General features: G+C 64.4%; 17 protein-coding genes. 10 read left to right on the forward strand and 7 right to left on the reverse strand.

The window, feature by feature from the left end:
* Nucleotides 1-5 precede the first annotated feature (5 nt).
* The gene (gene purS / locus AXW67_RS20350; protein WP_063679284.1) at nucleotides 6-245 is read left to right on the forward strand and encodes a phosphoribosylformylglycinamidine synthase subunit PurS; all 240 of its coding nucleotides are present in this window, start codon (nucleotides 6-8) and stop codon (nucleotides 243-245) included.
* 162 nt (nucleotides 246-407) lie between these two features.
* Here purS and corA read toward each other — a convergent pair whose 3' ends face one another.
* Nucleotides 408-1,424 (reverse strand): magnesium/cobalt transporter CorA, encoded by a 1,017-nt coding sequence (gene corA, locus AXW67_RS20355; protein ID WP_063679395.1) that lies wholly within the window; start codon nucleotides 1,422-1,424, stop codon nucleotides 408-410.
* 164 nt (nucleotides 1,425-1,588) lie between these two features.
* Here corA and purQ point away from each other — a divergent pair, with 164 nt between their 5' ends.
* The 3 genes from purQ (at nucleotide 1,589) to AXW67_RS20370 (ending at nucleotide 4,174) form a co-directional block, all read left to right on the forward strand.
* Entirely contained in the window at nucleotides 1,589-2,290 is a 702-nt protein-coding gene (gene purQ, locus AXW67_RS20360) for a phosphoribosylformylglycinamidine synthase subunit PurQ (RefSeq protein ID WP_063679285.1), read from the forward strand.
* Complete coding sequence (locus AXW67_RS20365; protein WP_063679286.1) at nucleotides 2,287-3,261, forward strand: tripartite tricarboxylate transporter substrate binding protein BugD; 975 nt, start codon at nucleotides 2,287-2,289, stop codon at nucleotides 3,259-3,261. Before purQ ends, AXW67_RS20365 begins: the two co-directional genes overlap by 4 nt.
* Before the next feature lie 175 nt (nucleotides 3,262-3,436).
* Nucleotides 3,437-4,174: a tetratricopeptide repeat protein gene (locus AXW67_RS20370; RefSeq protein ID WP_027552580.1), complete on the forward strand. Its 738-nt coding sequence runs from the start codon at nucleotides 3,437-3,439 to the stop codon at nucleotides 4,172-4,174.
* A gap of 223 nt (nucleotides 4,175-4,397) precedes the next feature.
* Here the strand turns inward: AXW67_RS20370 and AXW67_RS20375 are convergent, their stop codons facing one another.
* Together AXW67_RS20375 and AXW67_RS20380 are read right to left on the reverse strand one after the other, a co-directional pair.
* Complete coding sequence (locus tag AXW67_RS20375; protein ID WP_063679287.1) at nucleotides 4,398-5,363, reverse strand: DMT family transporter; 966 nt, start codon at nucleotides 5,361-5,363, stop codon at nucleotides 4,398-4,400.
* 73 nt (nucleotides 5,364-5,436) lie between these two features.
* Complete coding sequence (locus tag AXW67_RS20380) at nucleotides 5,437-5,916, reverse strand: PaaI family thioesterase (RefSeq protein WP_027552579.1); 480 nt, start codon at nucleotides 5,914-5,916, stop codon at nucleotides 5,437-5,439.
* A gap of 182 nt (nucleotides 5,917-6,098) precedes the next feature.
* Here AXW67_RS20380 and purL point away from each other — a divergent pair, with 182 nt between their 5' ends.
* The gene (gene purL, locus AXW67_RS20385) at nucleotides 6,099-8,312 is read left to right on the forward strand and encodes a phosphoribosylformylglycinamidine synthase subunit PurL (RefSeq protein WP_063679396.1); all 2,214 of its coding nucleotides are present in this window, start codon (nucleotides 6,099-6,101) and stop codon (nucleotides 8,310-8,312) included.
* A 112-nt stretch (nucleotides 8,313-8,424) separates the two neighbouring features.
* On the opposite strand, the gene AXW67_RS20390 is transcribed toward purL, so the two are convergent.
* The gene (locus tag AXW67_RS20390) at nucleotides 8,425-9,615 is read right to left on the reverse strand and encodes an acyltransferase family protein (RefSeq protein ID WP_063679288.1); all 1,191 of its coding nucleotides are present in this window, start codon (nucleotides 9,613-9,615) and stop codon (nucleotides 8,425-8,427) included.
* Between the two features lie 182 nt (nucleotides 9,616-9,797).
* Here AXW67_RS20390 and AXW67_RS20395 point away from each other — a divergent pair, with 182 nt between their 5' ends.
* A complete protein-coding gene (locus AXW67_RS20395) occupies nucleotides 9,798-9,971 on the forward strand; it encodes a DUF1328 domain-containing protein (RefSeq protein WP_027552576.1) in 174 nt (57 codons plus the stop codon).
* 70 nt (nucleotides 9,972-10,041) lie between these two features.
* Here AXW67_RS20395 and AXW67_RS20400 read toward each other — a convergent pair whose 3' ends face one another.
* On the reverse strand, nucleotides 10,042-10,401 hold the full coding sequence (locus AXW67_RS20400; protein WP_063679290.1) for a DUF427 domain-containing protein: 360 nt from the start codon (nucleotides 10,399-10,401) through the stop codon (nucleotides 10,042-10,044).
* A gap of 186 nt (nucleotides 10,402-10,587) precedes the next feature.
* On the opposite strand from AXW67_RS20400, the gene AXW67_RS20405 reads away from it, so the two are divergent.
* Both AXW67_RS20405 and AXW67_RS20410 read left to right on the forward strand, forming a co-directional pair.
* Nucleotides 10,588-10,824: a BolA family protein gene (locus AXW67_RS20405; protein WP_027552574.1), complete on the forward strand. Its 237-nt coding sequence runs from the start codon at nucleotides 10,588-10,590 to the stop codon at nucleotides 10,822-10,824.
* Nucleotides 10,825-10,846: 22 nt separating this feature from the next.
* Nucleotides 10,847-12,040, forward strand: coding sequence for a low temperature requirement protein A (locus AXW67_RS20410; RefSeq protein ID WP_063679291.1), 1,194 nt, complete (start codon nucleotides 10,847-10,849; stop codon nucleotides 12,038-12,040).
* A 69-nt stretch (nucleotides 12,041-12,109) separates the two neighbouring features.
* Here AXW67_RS20410 and egtD read toward each other — a convergent pair whose 3' ends face one another.
* Both egtD and egtB read right to left on the reverse strand, forming a co-directional pair.
* Complete coding sequence (gene egtD, locus AXW67_RS20415) at nucleotides 12,110-13,081, reverse strand: L-histidine N(alpha)-methyltransferase (RefSeq protein ID WP_063679292.1); 972 nt, start codon at nucleotides 13,079-13,081, stop codon at nucleotides 12,110-12,112.
* Between the two features lie 51 nt (nucleotides 13,082-13,132).
* On the reverse strand, nucleotides 13,133-14,431 hold the full coding sequence (gene egtB, locus AXW67_RS20420) for an ergothioneine biosynthesis protein EgtB (protein ID WP_063679293.1): 1,299 nt from the start codon (nucleotides 14,429-14,431) through the stop codon (nucleotides 13,133-13,135).
* Between the two features lie 240 nt (nucleotides 14,432-14,671).
* Here egtB and grxD point away from each other — a divergent pair, with 240 nt between their 5' ends.
* Complete coding sequence (gene grxD, locus AXW67_RS20425) at nucleotides 14,672-14,998, forward strand: Grx4 family monothiol glutaredoxin (RefSeq protein ID WP_063679294.1); 327 nt, start codon at nucleotides 14,672-14,674, stop codon at nucleotides 14,996-14,998.
* Between the two features lie 3 nt (nucleotides 14,999-15,001).
* The gene (locus tag AXW67_RS20430) at nucleotides 15,002-15,556 is read left to right on the forward strand and encodes an O-acetyl-ADP-ribose deacetylase (RefSeq protein WP_063679295.1); all 555 of its coding nucleotides are present in this window, start codon (nucleotides 15,002-15,004) and stop codon (nucleotides 15,554-15,556) included.
* Nucleotides 15,557-15,587 lie beyond the last annotated feature (31 nt).

Below are 15,587 nucleotides of genomic sequence, written 5' to 3' on the forward strand. Positions count from 1 at the left end.
TCGACGTGAAGGCACGTGTTACCGTTACCTTGAAAACGGGCATCCTCGATCCGCAGGGCAAGGCCATCGAAGGCGCGCTGAAGTCGCTCGGCGTCGACGGCGTCGCCAGCGTCCGTCAGGGCAAGGTGTTCGACATCGAGCTCGCCGGCGCCGACGAGGCCAAGGCGGAGGCCGTTCTGAAGGAGGCCGCCGACAAGCTGCTCGCCAATACCGTGATCGAGAACTATCGCGTCGAGATCGTTTGAGTCTGCCGTCCCCTCACGGTGAGGAGCGCGAAGCGCGTCTCGAACCATGAAGGCCCGCTGCCGCCCGCGGCCCATCCTTCGAGACGCGCGTGAAGGGCGCGCTCCTCAGGATGAGGAGCTAGGCTCGTTGTGGCGACGCAGTCAGGTGGCTGCTTACTATGCTCACAGCCACCCGGCGCGGCGGAAGCGCCAATAGAGCGCGATGCATGAGATCGCCATCACGCTCAGCAGCACGGGATAGCCGTACTCCCACTGCAGCTCCGGCATGTTCTTGAAGTTCATGCCGTAGATGCCGGCAAGCGCCGTCGGGATGGCGAGGATCGCAAGCCACGAGGCGAGCTTCTTCGAGACCGCAGTCTCCTGCGCCTGGCCGACCAAGAGGCTCGCCTCGAATGCAAAGGCCAGCACCTCGCGCATGGAATCGATCCGCTCCTGGATGTTGCGGACGTGGTCGGTGACGTCGCGGAACAGCGGCTGCATGGTCGGGCGCACCATCGAGAGCTCATCGTGCTCCAGCCGGCGGCATACCTCCACCAGCGGCCCGATCGCGTTGCGCAGCCGCAGGAGGTCGCGGCGCAGCATGTAGAGCCGCTCGATCTGCGCCCTGGTGATCGCGTGCGACAGCACGTAATCCTCGATCTCCTCGACCTCCTCGTGAATGCTCTCGAGCACCGGCGAGTAGTTGTCGACGATGAAATCCAGGATCGCGTAGAGGATGTAGTCCTCGCCGCGCGCCAGCGCCCGCGGGCAGCTCTCGCAGCGTTCGCGCACCGACGTGTAGGAAGTCGAGGCGCCGTGACGGACCGTCACGAGATAGCCGTCGCCGACGAAGATGTGGGTCTCGCCGAACGCGATCCGGCCGTCGACCAGTTGCGCGGTCCGTGCCACGATGAAGAGGGCCTCGCCATATTGCTCGATCTTGGGCCGCTGGTGGGCGTGGTTGGCGTCCTCGATCGCGAGCTCGTGCAGGTCGAACTGCTTCTGCACGGCGCTGAGGAGCGCCAAGTCGGGCTCATGCAGGCCGATCCAGACGACATGGCCGGGCTTTGCCCGCCAGCTCGAGGCCTCGCTGATGGCGATATTGGCGACGCGGCGCCCGTCGACATAGGCACCGGCGGCAACGACGCCATCAGCGGAAACCGGCTCGGCGGGAGATATCGGGCGTGACGGGACATTCATGGCCTTCATCCCGGCAAATCGTTCGGCCAAATGGTGGGCTATGGCCTGTGCACAACGCTCGCAGGCGAGGCTAGCACTGGTAAAATCCCCGTCAAATGGTTATGTCTGCTGGCAAATTGGCCCTCGCGCCAGCCCGATTCCAATCCTCGCCCGGAACTTTAATCATGAAAGCCGCCATCCTCGTCTTTCCCGGAATCAACCGCGAGCGCGACATGGCGCGGGCGCTGAAGCTGATCTCGGGACACGAGCCCGCGATGGTCTGGCACGCCGAGACCTCGCTGCCGGCCGGCACCGATCTCGTGGTGGTGCCCGGCGGCTTCTCCTATGGCGACTATTTGCGTTGTGGCGCCATCGCGGCGCGTGCGCCGGTGATGGACGCGGTACGCGACTATGCGGCCAAGGGCGGCCTCGTGCTCGGCGTCTGCAACGGTTTCCAGATCCTCTGCGAGTCCGGCCTGCTGCCGGGCGTGCTGATGCGCAATGCGCGGCTGAAGTTCATCTGCCACGACGTGCATCTGCGCGTCGAACGCTCCGACACGCCGTTCACCCGCGGATACAATGCCGGGCAGGTGATCCGCGTGCCGGTCGCCCATGGCGAGGGCAATTACGAGGCGGATGAAGAGACCATCAAGCGCCTCGAAGGCGAGGGCCGCGTGCTCTATCGCTATTGCTCGGCGGACGGCGTGGTCGATGAGGCCCACAACATCAACGGCGCCGCGCACTCCATCGCCGGCATTGTCAACGACAAGGGCAACGTGCTCGGCATGATGCCGCACCCGGAAAACCACGTCGAAGACATCATGGGCTGTACCGATGGTCGCGGCCTGTTCGCAGGGCTCGCCCAGCATCTGGAAAAGGCCGCGTGATTTCATTCGTGGTGAAGCGGCTGTCGGCCGTGATTGCGGTCGCTCTGCTTTCGAGCGCGGCGCTTGCGCAGGATTTCCCAAAACGTCCGATCACCATGATCGTGCCGTTCGCGGCCGGTGGCACCTCGGACGTGATCGCGCGCACGGTTGCCGAGCAGATGGGCATCGCGCTCGGCCAGACCATCGTGATCGAGAACGTCGCCGGGGCCGGCGGATCGACTGCGCTGGCGCGCGCCTCGCGCGCCGAGCCGGACGGCTATACGATCGCGATCGGCAATGCCGGCACCAACGCTGCGACGTACACGATCTATCCGAAGCTGCCGTTCACGCCGGATTCTTTCGTGCCGATTGCCATGGTGGCGAAGACCTTCGGCATCATCGCCCTGCGCAAGGATTTTCCGGCGAAGGACCTCAAGGCGTTCATCGCCTACGCCAAGGCCAATCCCGGCAAGATCAATCTCGGCCATGCCGGCGTCGGTTCGTCGAACTATTTGATCTGCAAGAGTTTCGTGACGGCGGCCGGGATTGATGCGACGCTGGTCGGCTATCGCGGCGCTGCGCCCGCGCTCACGGATGCGATCGGCGCCCAGATCGACGGCGTTTGCGATGCCGCGGCCTCCGTCTCGCAGTCGATCAACGAGAAGCTGGTGAGGGGCCTTGTGGTCGGCTCGACCGTGCGCCTCGCCACGCTGCCCGATCTGCCGACCTCGGCCGAAGCAGGCCTGCCGGAATTCGAGGCGCAGGGCTGGAACGGCCTGTTCGCGCCCAAGGGGACGCCGCAGGCAGTCATCGCCAAGCTGAACGCGGCCGCGCGCACGGCGGTGGAGACCGACGCGGTGAAGAAGCGCTTTGCCGATCTGTCGACCGTCGCCCCTGACGCCGACGAGCACACGCCGGAGGTGCTCCAGCAGCTTGTGACGCGCGACGTCGAGAAGTACCACAAAATGCTGGCGGGCGACGCCAAGCAGTGAGAGCGGCTGCTGCAGCGTTGTGCCAGCACTGCCTGGTCATCATGCCTTCGTGAACCTCCCCGACGATTGAGGCGACTGATGCTTCGTCGCCATCAAGGCGCATGCGCCCGCAGTCAGCGATTCCTAACCGCCGGAATCAGGGTGCCTGCGCCGTCGTTGTGCTCCCGGAAGTCACATGCCCATCGCTTTGGTCGTTCTGCTGCTCGATATCACGCTGATCTATCACGCATCGCGAACCGGCCGGCTGCAACCCTGGGCGTTCATCATCCTGATGGTGCCGCTGATCGGCTCGCTCGCCTATATCGCCGTCGAGCTCATTCCCGAATGGTTCTCCAGCCCCGGGGCGCGGCAGGCGCGCCAGCGCGTCGCCAACCGGCTCGACCCCGAGAAGCGCTATCGCGAACTGTCCGACCGGCTCGCCGCCACCGACACCATCGCCAACCGCGCGGCGCTGGCCGAGGAATGCGCCAGGATCGGACGGTTCGGCGAGGCGGAAGCGCACTACGACCACATCCTGAAGCTGCCCATGGGCCACGATCCCGCCTACGCGCTCGGCAAGGCGCAGGCGGAATTCGCCGCCAAGCGGCCCGCCGATGCGCTCGCGACCCTGGACGATCTGCAGAAGCAATGGCCCGAATTCGACTCGGCCGACGCGCATCTGTTGTACGCCCGCGCGCTCGCCGAAGTCGGCCGCCTCGACGAGGCGCTCGAGGAATATCACGCCGTCTCCGGCTACTTTCCCGGCGCGGAGGCGCGGGTGCGCTACGGCATGCTGCTGCAACTGGTCGGCCGCACAGCCGAGGCGCGGATGGTCTTCAACGAGCTCCTGATCCAGATGCGGCGCGCGCCGAAATATCTGCGCGAGGCGCAGGCCGAGTGGCTGTCGATCGCCGAGAAGCAGCTCTCGACCTGAACTGCCTGCGCTAAAGCGTGATGGGATTAGCCTTCTCGTAGACACGCACGCGGTGCGCTCCCTCTCCCGCTTGCGGGGGAGGGCTGGGGTGGGGGTATCGCGGCAATCGGTGATCCCAAAGCGGAGAGAGCCCCCACCCGGCGCTTCGCGCCGACCTCCCCCGCAAGCGGGAGAGGTTGACCGAGCCAGCGGTCCAATCGGTTCAACCAAAAACCATTCCGCTTTAGCGCAGCTTCAGCCGCTCCGCCGGCACCGTCATGGCCGCGACGCCGGCCATGACCAGCAGCAGACCCAGCGCCAGGTTGGACGGCACGCTTTCGCCGAGCAGCAGCACCGACAGGCCGACGCCGATCGGGATGCGCAAATAGCCCTGTGCATTCGTCGTCAGCGTGCCGAGCCGGCTGAGGCACATGTAGAACAGCATCAGCCCAACGGCGCTGGAGACGATCCCCATGACGATGGTGGCGGCGATCGCCTGCGGTGTCGGATGCAGCGTCCAGGGCTGGTCGATGATCAGCGAGGGCGGCAGCAGCAACAGGCCGCCGAACAGGAGTGAGCCGGCCGCCACCACCATCGGGTCGTAATCGGACAGCCTTAAGCCGAAGATCGTCGCACAGGCGAAGGATATGGTGGCGAGCAGGATCGCGATCTCCGCGACGATCTCGCTGCCGAAGCCGCGCAGCGTGTCGAGACCGACGATGGCGACCGTGCCGGCAAGGCCCAGGATCGCGCCCGCGAGCTTCAGCAGCGTTGCCGGCTCGTGCCGTGTGATCAGCGAGGTGATCAGGAAGGCGAAGATCGGCGTCGTGGAGGCCAGCACGACCGTGTTGGACGCCGGCACATATTGCTGCGACCAGGTGATGACCAGGAACGGGAAGGTCGAGTTGATCAATTGCTGGGTCGCGAACAGCTTCCAGGCCTTGGCGTCCGTCGGGATCCTGACGCCGCGCATCGACAGGATGGCGAACAGGAAGGCGGCGGCGATCAGCGAGCGGGCCGAGATGAAGGTGATCGGCGGAATCGTATCCAGCGCGAGCTTGGCCAGCGGATAGGTCGAGCTCCAGCAGCAGGCGAGCGCGAACAGCAGCGCGTAGTCGCGCCAGCCGCGCGCGGCACCTGCTGCTATCGTCGGTAAAGGCGTTGGTTCGGGTGCCGCGGTGCGACCCGTCCTCGATGTGCTCTGCGGCACCTTGTCTGGCTCCCCGGCGCGACAGCGCCCCGCCAACACTGGGCGAGGGCGCGCCAAAAGGAAAGGCGCCGAGCTATGCGTTTGGCTGAGGTTGCGGCTTCCGCTTCACCCGCTTGATCGTGCCGGAGAAGGTAAACAGCGGCCGCCCGCCGGACGTCAGCTTGCCGCGCAGGAAGATCAGCGAGCCGCCGGCGCGGGACACTTCCCCCGTGCATTCGATCAGCTCGCCCTCGCGGGCCGCGTCGAGGAAGTCGCAGGCGAAATTGGTGGTCACGGCCGGCCCGTCCAGCTCGTGGGTGGCGATCGCAAACAAGCAATAATCCGCGAACGCCATGAAGCATCCCCCATGGACGTTCCGGGCGCCATTGAGGTGCTTTTTCTCGACCCGGAAGGCGCAGCGGACGCTGCCGTCGTCCTCGATCCTGTGCCAGAACGGGCCGATATGGCTCTCAAAACTGTCGCGAATCCAGGTCCGCCAGCCCGTGAATTCCCCTTCGGTGGCGACGTGCAGGTCGGGGCGGCGGGATGCGGGGGCTTTGGTCAGCTCGTGCAAGGAAATGGGCCTTCAATTACGGGTCTTTTGACCTTAAATCCGATCCGTCAGCGCCTTGCAATTCCTGTTCCCGCGGACCCCGGCTGCAAAATGTGGGACAGCGGGAAAATGCGTCATAAAGGGCTTTTCGTAGGCCCCTGATGTTCCTAAGAACGGCCAACCTCGCCGAAAGCCCCGAATCCATGTCGAAAAACGAACCGAAGATCACCCCCGAACTGATCGCCGCCCACGGGCTCAAGCCCGACGAGTACGAGCGCATCCTGAAGCTGATCGGGCGGGAGCCGACCTTCACCGAGCTCGGCATCTTCTCGGCGATGTGGAACGAGCACTGCTCGTACAAATCCTCGCGCATCCATCTGCGCGGATTACCGACGAAAGCCCCCTGGGTGATCCAGGGCCCCGGCGAGAACGCCGGCGTGATCGACATCGGCGATGGCCAGGCCGTGGTCTTCAAGATGGAGAGCCACAACCACCCGAGCTACATCGAGCCGTACCAGGGCGCGACCACCGGCGTAGGCGGCATCCTGCGCGACGTCTTCACCATGGGCGCGCGGCCGATCGCCTGCCTCAATGCGCTCAGCTTCGGCGCGCCCGAGCATGCCAAGACCCGGCATCTCGTCTCCGGCGTCGTGGCCGGCGTCGGCGGCTACGGCAATTCCTTCGGCGTACCGACGGTGGGCGGCCAGGTGCGCTTCCACACCCGCTATGACGGCAACATTCTCGTCAACGCGATGGCGGTGGGCCTCGCCGATACCGACAAGATCTTCTATGCGGCGGCTTCCGGCGTGAACATGCCGATCGTCTATCTCGGCTCCAAGACGGGCCGCGATGGCATCCACGGCGCCTCGATGGCCTCGGCCGAGTTCGACGACAAGTCCGAGGAGAAGCGCCCCACCGTGCAGGTCGGCGATCCCTTTGCCGAGAAGCTGCTGCTCGAGGCCTGCCTCGAGATCATGGAGAAGGGCTGCGTCATCGCGATCCAGGACATGGGCGCGGCGGGCCTGACCTGCTCGGCGGTCGAGATGGGCGCCAAGGGCGACCTCGGCGTCGACCTCGATCTCGACGCGGTGCCGACCCGCGAGACCGGCATGAGCGCCTACGAGATGATGCTCTCGGAGAGCCAGGAGCGCATGCTCATGGTGCTCAAGCCCGAGAAGGAAAAGGAAGCCGAGGCGATCTTCCAGAAGTGGGGGCTCGATTTTGCCGTGGTCGGCTACACCACGCCGACCAAGCGCTTCGTAGTCAAGCATGGCGGCGACGTCATGGCCGATCTGCCGATCAAGGAGCTCGGCGACGAGGCGCCGGTCTATGACCGGCCGCATGTCGCCTCCGCGGCGCTGCCGGTCGTGCATGCCCGCGAGGTATCAGCCCCGATGGGCATCGGTGCGGCGCTGGAGAAGCTGATCGGCACGCCCGATTTGTGCAGCAAGCGCTGGGTCTGGGAGCAGTACGACCACGTCATCCTCGGCAACACGCTGCAGCGTCCCGGCGGCGATGCCGCTGTCGTCCGCGTGCAGGACGGGCCGAAGGGGCTCGCCCTGACCGTCGACGTCACGCCGCGCTACTGCGAGGCCGATCCGTTCGAGGGCGGCAAGCAGGCGGTGGCGGAAGCCTGGCGCAACATCACCGCCGTCGGCGGCAAGCCGCTCGCGATCACCGACAATCTCAATTTCGGCAATCCGGAGCGGCCCGAGATCATGGGCCAGTTCGTCGGCTGCCTGAAGGGCATCTCGGAAGCCTGCCGCACGCTCGACTTCCCAGTCGTGTCCGGCAACGTCTCGCTCTACAACGAGACCAATGGCCGCGCGATCCTGCCGACGCCCTCGATCGGCGGCGTCGGCCTGCTCGACGATTTCACCAAGTCTGCTTCGCTCGCCTTCAAGGCCGAGGGTGAGGCGATCCTCCTGATCGGCGAAACGCACGGCTGGCTCGGCCAGTCCGTTTACCTGCGTGACATCTGCGGTCGCGAGGAGGGCGCGCCGCCGCCGGTCGATCTCGCCGCCGAGAAGCGCAATGGCGATGTGGTGCGCGGCATGATCCATGCGGGCACCGCGACAGCGGCGCACGATCTGTCCGACGGCGGCCTCCTGGTCGCGCTGGCGGAGATGGCGATGGCGAGCGGCATCGGCGCGAAGCTGCTTGCGGCCCCGACGGCGCTCATCCCGCACGCCTATTGGTTCGGCGAAGACCAGGCGCGCTATCTCGTCACCGTGCCCGAAGCGGAGGCCGGTCGCGTGCTTGCCAAGATGCGCGGCTGCGAGGTGCCCTGCGTGCGGATCGGCACCACCGGCGGCGACGCAATTGCGATCGTCGGCGAAGCCCCGGTTTCGATCGACACGCTTCGCGCCTCGTTCGAGCGCTGGCTGCCGGAGTATATGAGCGGCAAGGCGGCGTAAGCGGCCGCTGCTACCACAGTCTCCGGTCATTGCGAGCGTAGCGAAGCAATCCAGTCAGCCTCCGCGGAGAGACTCTGGATTGCTTCGCTACGCTCGCAATGACGTACATGGGTCACAGCACCTTGGTTGCCCCTGGGATCTGGCGCAAGGCGTGCGTCAGCGCCCAACTGAACGCGACCGTCAGCACGAACCCGATCGTCGCCTTGATGATCGCCGGCAGGTTATAGTCGAACAGCCAGTATTGCAGCCAAAGCGCGATCGGGTAGTGCACCAAAAACATGCCGTAGGCATCCGCCTGCATCGGATCGAGTAGCCTGGCCGAGCCTGTTTGTTTGAACCTCTGGAAAAAGGCCAGGATCAGAAACATGATGGCCACGCTGAAGACAGCGAAGCAGGCGGCATAGAGCCCCTCATACCAGTTCGGCAGCGGCGACGGATTTCCCAGTATTTCGCGCTTGATGAAGATCAGCACCCAGAGCAGGCAATACGGAACGATCGTCAAGATCATCCAGTCCCAGGTGACCTTTGCCATCCGGCCGTCTGCCGCGAGCAGGCCGCGATCCATATTCGCGACACCGATGCCGGCACCGAAAAAGAAGTAGCTCGCATAGAGCATCACGCGCCCGTGCTGCACCGAGAACGGCCCGAACTCGAACCAGCTGCTTGGTCCATAATACATCAGCCCGGGAACATAGAACGCTGCGGTGACGGCAAGCATGACCGCGAAGAACACGGCGGGCCGGCGGCGGCCGTGCAGCGAGAGGCGGTTGATCGGATCGAGCAGGTTGGGCGACAGCCGATGCAGGATGCAGGCAATCACGTCGAAGCCGAGCAGGACCCAAAGGAACCAGATCGGCCCGCTCGGCCACGGGCCCTTCGTGACCATATTCCACCAGTATTCCGAAAAGCCGATCTCGGGATGGTGCCGGAGCGAGATGGCGTAATAGGCAAGCGGAATGATCGTGAATGCACAGACCACGAACGGCAGCCCAAGCCGAACCAGGCGATCCGTCAAATAGTTCAGCGCTCCCTTGCGGGCGATGCCCGACCACGCAAACAAGCCCGACAGGAAGAAGAACATCGCCATGAAGAAGCTGTCGGTGGCCAGCACGATCATGTCGAAGCCGAAGAAGAATTTCGGGTCGGTATGACCAAAATAGGTATAGGGGATGACGGCATGGTGCAGCAGCACCACCAGCGTCAGGAAGGTGCGGGCGCGATCGAGCGACAGGTTGCGCGCCTTGCGCTTGGGCGCAGCATGCGCTTCCGCGCCGATCGTCGCTGAATGTGAGATCGTGCTCATGGTCGCCCCGCTTGTGCTGCCTCTCCCGATCGGACTCTGCCGCCGGGAACCAGATTCAGCAAGGGCAGTTTCGGTCATTCATCGCCCCAACCGGCACCCCCAGGAACCAGTCCCGCGTCGCGAAGTTAGCGATCACGAAATGGTCGAGCCGCCTGAGGCGGCACGAGGTGTCGGAGCTCGCGATGACAATCCTGAAATGGGCGCTGATCTTTCTGCTGGTCTCGATCGTGGCCGGCGTGCTCGGATTCACCGGCATCTCGGCCGCCTCCGCCGACATCGCCCGCTTCCTGTTCTATATTTTCGTCGTGATCTTCCTGGTGCTTCTGGTGCTGGGGCTCACGATATTCAGGGCATAACGGGGGCCGCAGCAGCATTGTCAGTCGTTGCCCGGGACAAGCCCGGGCATGACGAAGCCTTGCGCAGTGGCTACCCCACTTCCTCGATCTTCACCTTGTCCGGGTAGAAGGCGAGATGGCCGGAAATCTCCGCCATCGCGGGGTAGGGCGTCTCGTAGGTCCAGATCGCGTTGTCGAGGACCTTGCCGTCGGCCTTGACGCTGTAATAGCTGGCGTCGCCCTTGTAAGGGCAGTGGGTGACGCGGTCGGTGCGCTCGAGCAGCGCCATGTTGGTGTCCTCTCGCGGCACGTATTGCACCGCCGGATATTTGGCTTCCTTCAGCGTCAGCGCCCTGGCGGTTTCCGCGATCACGACGTCGCCGGCCGTCACGCGGACGCGCCGGGGATTTTGGGTGATGGTGATGGGGTGGTCGGGCCCTGGAAGCTTCATGATTTCACGCCTTTTCGATCAATCTGCCGCGCGCGGCACTTTGTCGTGCCTTTATCCTGGTCGGATCCGGAATATAGTGACCGGGTGCGTGACCTAGAAGTCCGTTCACGCTAAGTTTGGCCCTGCCGGCGAGGGGACCCCGGCAGTGATTCGAAGCCGAACGAGACCAGAAGGAGCGCGACCCGAATGCCAATGGACGCCCGCGATATCGAGGCGATGATCAAGGCGGCGATCCCCGATGCCGAGGTAACCATCCGTGATCTCGCCGGCGACGGCGACCACTACGCCGCGACTGTCATTTCGGAATCCTTCCGCGGCAAGTCGCGTGTGCAGCAGCACCAGATCGTCTATCAGTCGCTGCGTGGCCAGATGGGCGGTGTGCTGCATGCGCTTGCGCTGCAGACCGGGGTGCCTGGCACCTGATCTGACGCGCGAGGGTACGAAGATGGCTGCGGACAATCCTCGCGGCGCGATGTTTCGTGTCATCGTGCCGAACCAGCATAGCCGCGTGACCTATGCCGAGCTGTTCTTCGATCTCGTCTTCGTCTTCGCGGTCACGCAAGTCTCGCACACGCTGCTGCATCACTTCAGCCCGCTCGGCGCGGTGCACGTCACGCTGCTGTTTCTCGCGGTCTGGTGGGTCTGGGTCTACACCGCCTGGGTCACCAACTGGCTTAATCCCGAGCTGACGCCGGTCCGGATCCTGCTTTTCCTGATGATGCTCGGCGGCCTCGTGCTGTCGACGACGATCCCCGGTGCGTTCGAGGGACGCGGCCTGTGGTTTGCGATTGCGTACGCGACCATGCAGGTCGGACGCACGGCGTTCTGGCTGTTCGCGACCCCGCTGCACCGGGTCCCGGTCCGGCACAACGCCATCCGCATTCTGGTCTGGCTCTCCATCTCCGCGATCTTCTGGATCCTCGGCGGCTTCGCGGAAGGGGAGACCCGGTTGTGGCTTTGGATCGCCGCGCTGACGATCGAATACGTGTCGCCCGCGGCCCGCTTCTGGGTCCCGAAGCTGGGCTTCTCGTCGGTCGAGGCCTGGGCCGTCGAAGGCGGCCACATGGCCGAACGCTGCGCCGGCTTCATCATCATCGCGCTCGGTGAGGCCATCGTCGTCAACGGCGCGACCTTTGCCGAGCTGGACTGGACCGCGGACAACATTCTCGCCTTCGTCGCCGCGCTCGTCGGCAGCATCGCGATGTGGTGGGTCTATTTCCACAAGGGTGCCGAGGCCGGTTCCGAGCTGATCTCGAAGACCGCCGAATCCGGCCGGCTGGCGCGGCTCGCCTACACGTATCTCCATATGCCGATCGTCGCCGGCATCATTCTGACCGCGGTCTCGGACGAATTGGTGCTGAAGCACCCGACCGGCCATTCCGACATCCGCACCGTCGTGAGCACGATCGGCGGGCCGCTGGTGTTCCTGATCGGCACCATCCTGTTCAAGCATTCGATCCGCGGCTTCCTCCAGCTCTCGCATGGCATCGGCATCATCCTGCTGCTCGCGCTGAGCTGGATCGCCGCCGATCTCTCTCCGCTATGGCTGTCGATCGCGACCAGCGTGATCATGATCGTGGTCGCGGTGTGGGAGTCGGTCTCGCTGGGCTCGACGCCGGCCGAGGCCAAGGAGCATTGAACCGCCGCGAGGACGGCCGCCGGCGCTCTGGCTAAGGCGACCTGAACCGGCGTGTTCGGCTGCAGGATGTTACTCCGCGGCCTCCAATGCGTGCACCGAGAACATCTTCGCCGCATCCGTCCAGGTCTCGCGCACCCGCCAGCCGGCGCCCCGCGCCAGCGCCGCGAAACGCGCGAGGCTGTATTTGTAGCTGTTCTCGGTGTGGATGCTCTCGCCCGGCCGGAACGAGAAGCTCGTGCCCAGCATGCGCACGGTCTGGTTCTTCTTGCTGATCAGATGCATCTCGATGCGGTGCCGCTCGCGATTGTAGATCGCGCGGTGGGTGAATGCGGAGAGATCGAAATTGCCGCCGAGCTCGCGGTTGATCCGCACCAGCACATTGAGATTGAAGCGCGCGGTGACGCCGGCGGCATCGTTATAGGCATCGAAGAGCACGCGCTCGTCCTTCTCGAGGTCGGCGCCAATGATCATCAGCGCGCCTTGGCCGAGGATTTCGCGCGCGCTCCTGAGGAAGGCCTGGGCTTCCTGCGGCTCGAAATTGCCGATGGTCGAGCCCGGGAAGAAGCCAACCTTGGGCAATGACGCGACCGCCTTGGGCAGCTCGAACGGCGTGGTGAAGTCGGCCGCCACCGGATAGATGCCGAGCGACGGGAAGTCCCGCTTGAGGCCGCTGGCCTGTGCCTGAAGGAAGTCGCCTGAGATATCGACCGGCACATAGGCGGCGAACTTGCAGTGATTGAGCAGCAGGCGGACTTTTGTGGTCGCGCCAGCGCCGAACTCGACGAGTGCCGCATGTTCCGGAATGATTTCCGCAATCTCGCTGCCGCGCTCCCTCAGGATCGCAAGCTCGGTGCGGGTCGGATAGTACTCCGGCAGGCGTGTGATCGCCTCGAACAATTCCGATCCCGCCGCGTCGTAGAAATATTTCGGCGACAGCCGTTTCGGCTGCTGTGACAGGTCCTCGATGGCCTCGCGGGCGAACGCGGTGGTCTGCTCGTCGGGAAGATGGGCCTCGGCCAAAGCGCTGGCGTGCACATTCATGATACTCTCCTGAACGCGCTGTCCGGCGCGCGGTTGTCGTCGGATGAGAACTCAGTCGTAGTCGGCGAGCCGCAATCCCGTGAATTGCCAACGGTGATGGGGATAGAAGAAATTGCGATAAGTAATGCGGCTGTGCCCGCTCGGGGTTGCAAGCGAGGAGCCGCGCAGCACGAGCTGATTGACCATGAACTTGCCGTTGTACTCGCCGAGCGCGCCTTCGATCGCGCGATAACCGGGGTAGGGCGAATATGAGCTGCGCGTCCATTGCCAGACGATGCCGAAGACGTCGTTGAGCTGCCCGGCGCGGGCGGCGACCTCCCATTCCATCTCGGTCGGCAGGTGTTTTCCGGCCCAGCGCGCGAACGCATCCGCCTCGTAGTAGCTGATGTGGCAGACGGGCGCGTTGGGATCGACTGGCTTGAGGCCGGCCAGCGTCACCATGTGCCACCTGCCGTCGACCTCGCGCCAATGGCCGGGAGCGTCCCAGCCCTCGTTGTTGACGGCAGCAAAGCCGTCCATCAGCCACAGCGTTGCAGTCCGATAGCCGCCGTCGCGCATGAAGGCGAGCCATTCGCCATTGGTGACGAGATGGCGCGCGATCCTGACCGGACCGACCAGCGCGCGATGCGCGGGCTTCTCATTGTCGAAATGGAAGCTGTCGCTGCCGTGCCCGATGGTGTGGATGCCCTCGTTGAGCGTCAGCCAATCCTCGCCCGCTCGTATCGACGCCGGGAAGTGCCAATCCGGATCGTAGGCTGGCGAGACCGGATTTTGCGCAAAGGCATGCAGGATGTCGGTGAACATCAATTCCTGGTGCTGCTGCTCATGATTGAGCCCGACCTCGACCAGCGGCGCGATCGCGCGAAGCTTGTCCGCATCGGCTTCGCGGAAGAATTTTACGACGGCCGCATCGACATATTTGCGATAGCAGCCGACCTGATCGGAGCTCGGCCGCGTGATGTCGCCGCGGCGATGCCGGGCGTGACGGGGGCCGGCGCTGACATAATAGGAATTGAACAGGAACGCGAAGTCGGGGTGGAAGGGCCGGTAGCCCGGACAGTGCTCGCCAAGCAGAAACTGTTCGAAAAACCACGTTGTGTGCGCACGGTGCCATTTCACGGGGCTCGCATCGGGCATGGACTGGATCTGCTGGTCCTCGGGCGAGAGCGGCGCGGCCCGGCGTTCGGTCTCGTTGCGGACGGCGAGAAACGCCTCCTCCAGTGCCTGGGCGAGGCCACCCGGGCCGGACAATGGTGACGAAAGCGGTGGCGTGGCCGTGGCGGAGGCTTGTTTCGTCACGTTTTTCTCCAGACAAGACGAGAGAACGTTGTTGGCGTAGTCCGGTTCCAAAATTCAGGTTCGTCCTAGATAGGGCCTCCGTTACGGGAAAAAAGTCCTCCCCGGCGATGATATTAGCGTCATCAGCCCATAGCCCATGGCCGGGCTCCGGAGCGGCGCCGGGAGCCTCGTCGCCGCCATTTTACTTTGGATGCACAATAGTTTGGGCTACATATATGGTCAGGTATCGGGTTAAATCGGCTGAGCCGCCCGAAGCGATTATTGAGGGCTCCGCCCCAGAAGGACACGGATATGAGCATCGAGGAATTCATCGACAACGAAGTGAAGTCGAACGACGTGGTTCTGTTCATGAAGGGCACGCCGCAGTTTCCGCAGTGCGGTTTTTCCGGCCAGGTCGTCCAGATCCTCGATCACATCGGGGTCGGCTATAAGGGCCTCAACGTTCTCGAATCCGCCGAGCTGCGTAACGGCATCAAGGTCTATTCGAACTGGCCGACCATTCCGCAGCTCTATGTGAAGGGCGAGTTCGTCGGCGGCTGCGACATCATCCGCGAGATGTTCCAGGCCGGCGAATTGCAGCAGCTCTTCTCCGACAAGGGCGTTGTGGTCGCGGCCTGACGCTTGACCACGCTGACGCGCCGCGTCGGTGACGTCCAACTTGATGTCATCGTTGCCGACATCACCACACTGAGCGTTGACGCTATCGTCAACGCGGCTAACACGTCGCTGCTCGGTGGGGGCGGCGTGGATGGGGCCATCCATCGGGCGGCCGGGCCTGAGCTCGTCGCCGAATGCCGGATGCTCCACGGCTGCAAGACCGGCGATGCCAAGATCACCAAGGGGTATCGGCTCAAGGCGGCCAACGTGATCCACACGGTGGGGCCGGTGTGGAATGGCGGCGCCCTCGGCGAGGACGATCTGCTCGCCTCCTGTTATCGCCGATCTCTGGAGCTGTGCCGGAAGCATCAGCTGACGTCGGTGGCCTTCCCCGCAATTTCGACCGGGATCTACCGTTTCCCCGCCGACCGCGCCGCCGATATTGCCGTCCGAACCACGATCGAAATGCTGCCCGGGACGCCATCTGTCACCCGTGTCGTGTTTTGCTGCTTTTCGGAGCCGAGCGCCGGCCTCCATGCCGAGGCGCTCGGGCGCCAAGCCGGCCCTTGTGCCGACTGAGCCGGTCAGTACACTCCGCCCGGCCATGTTC

The sequence above is a fragment of the Bradyrhizobium neotropicale genome (genome assembly GCF_001641695.1).
Taxonomy (GTDB): Bacteria; Pseudomonadota; Alphaproteobacteria; order Rhizobiales; family Xanthobacteraceae; genus Bradyrhizobium; species Bradyrhizobium neotropicale.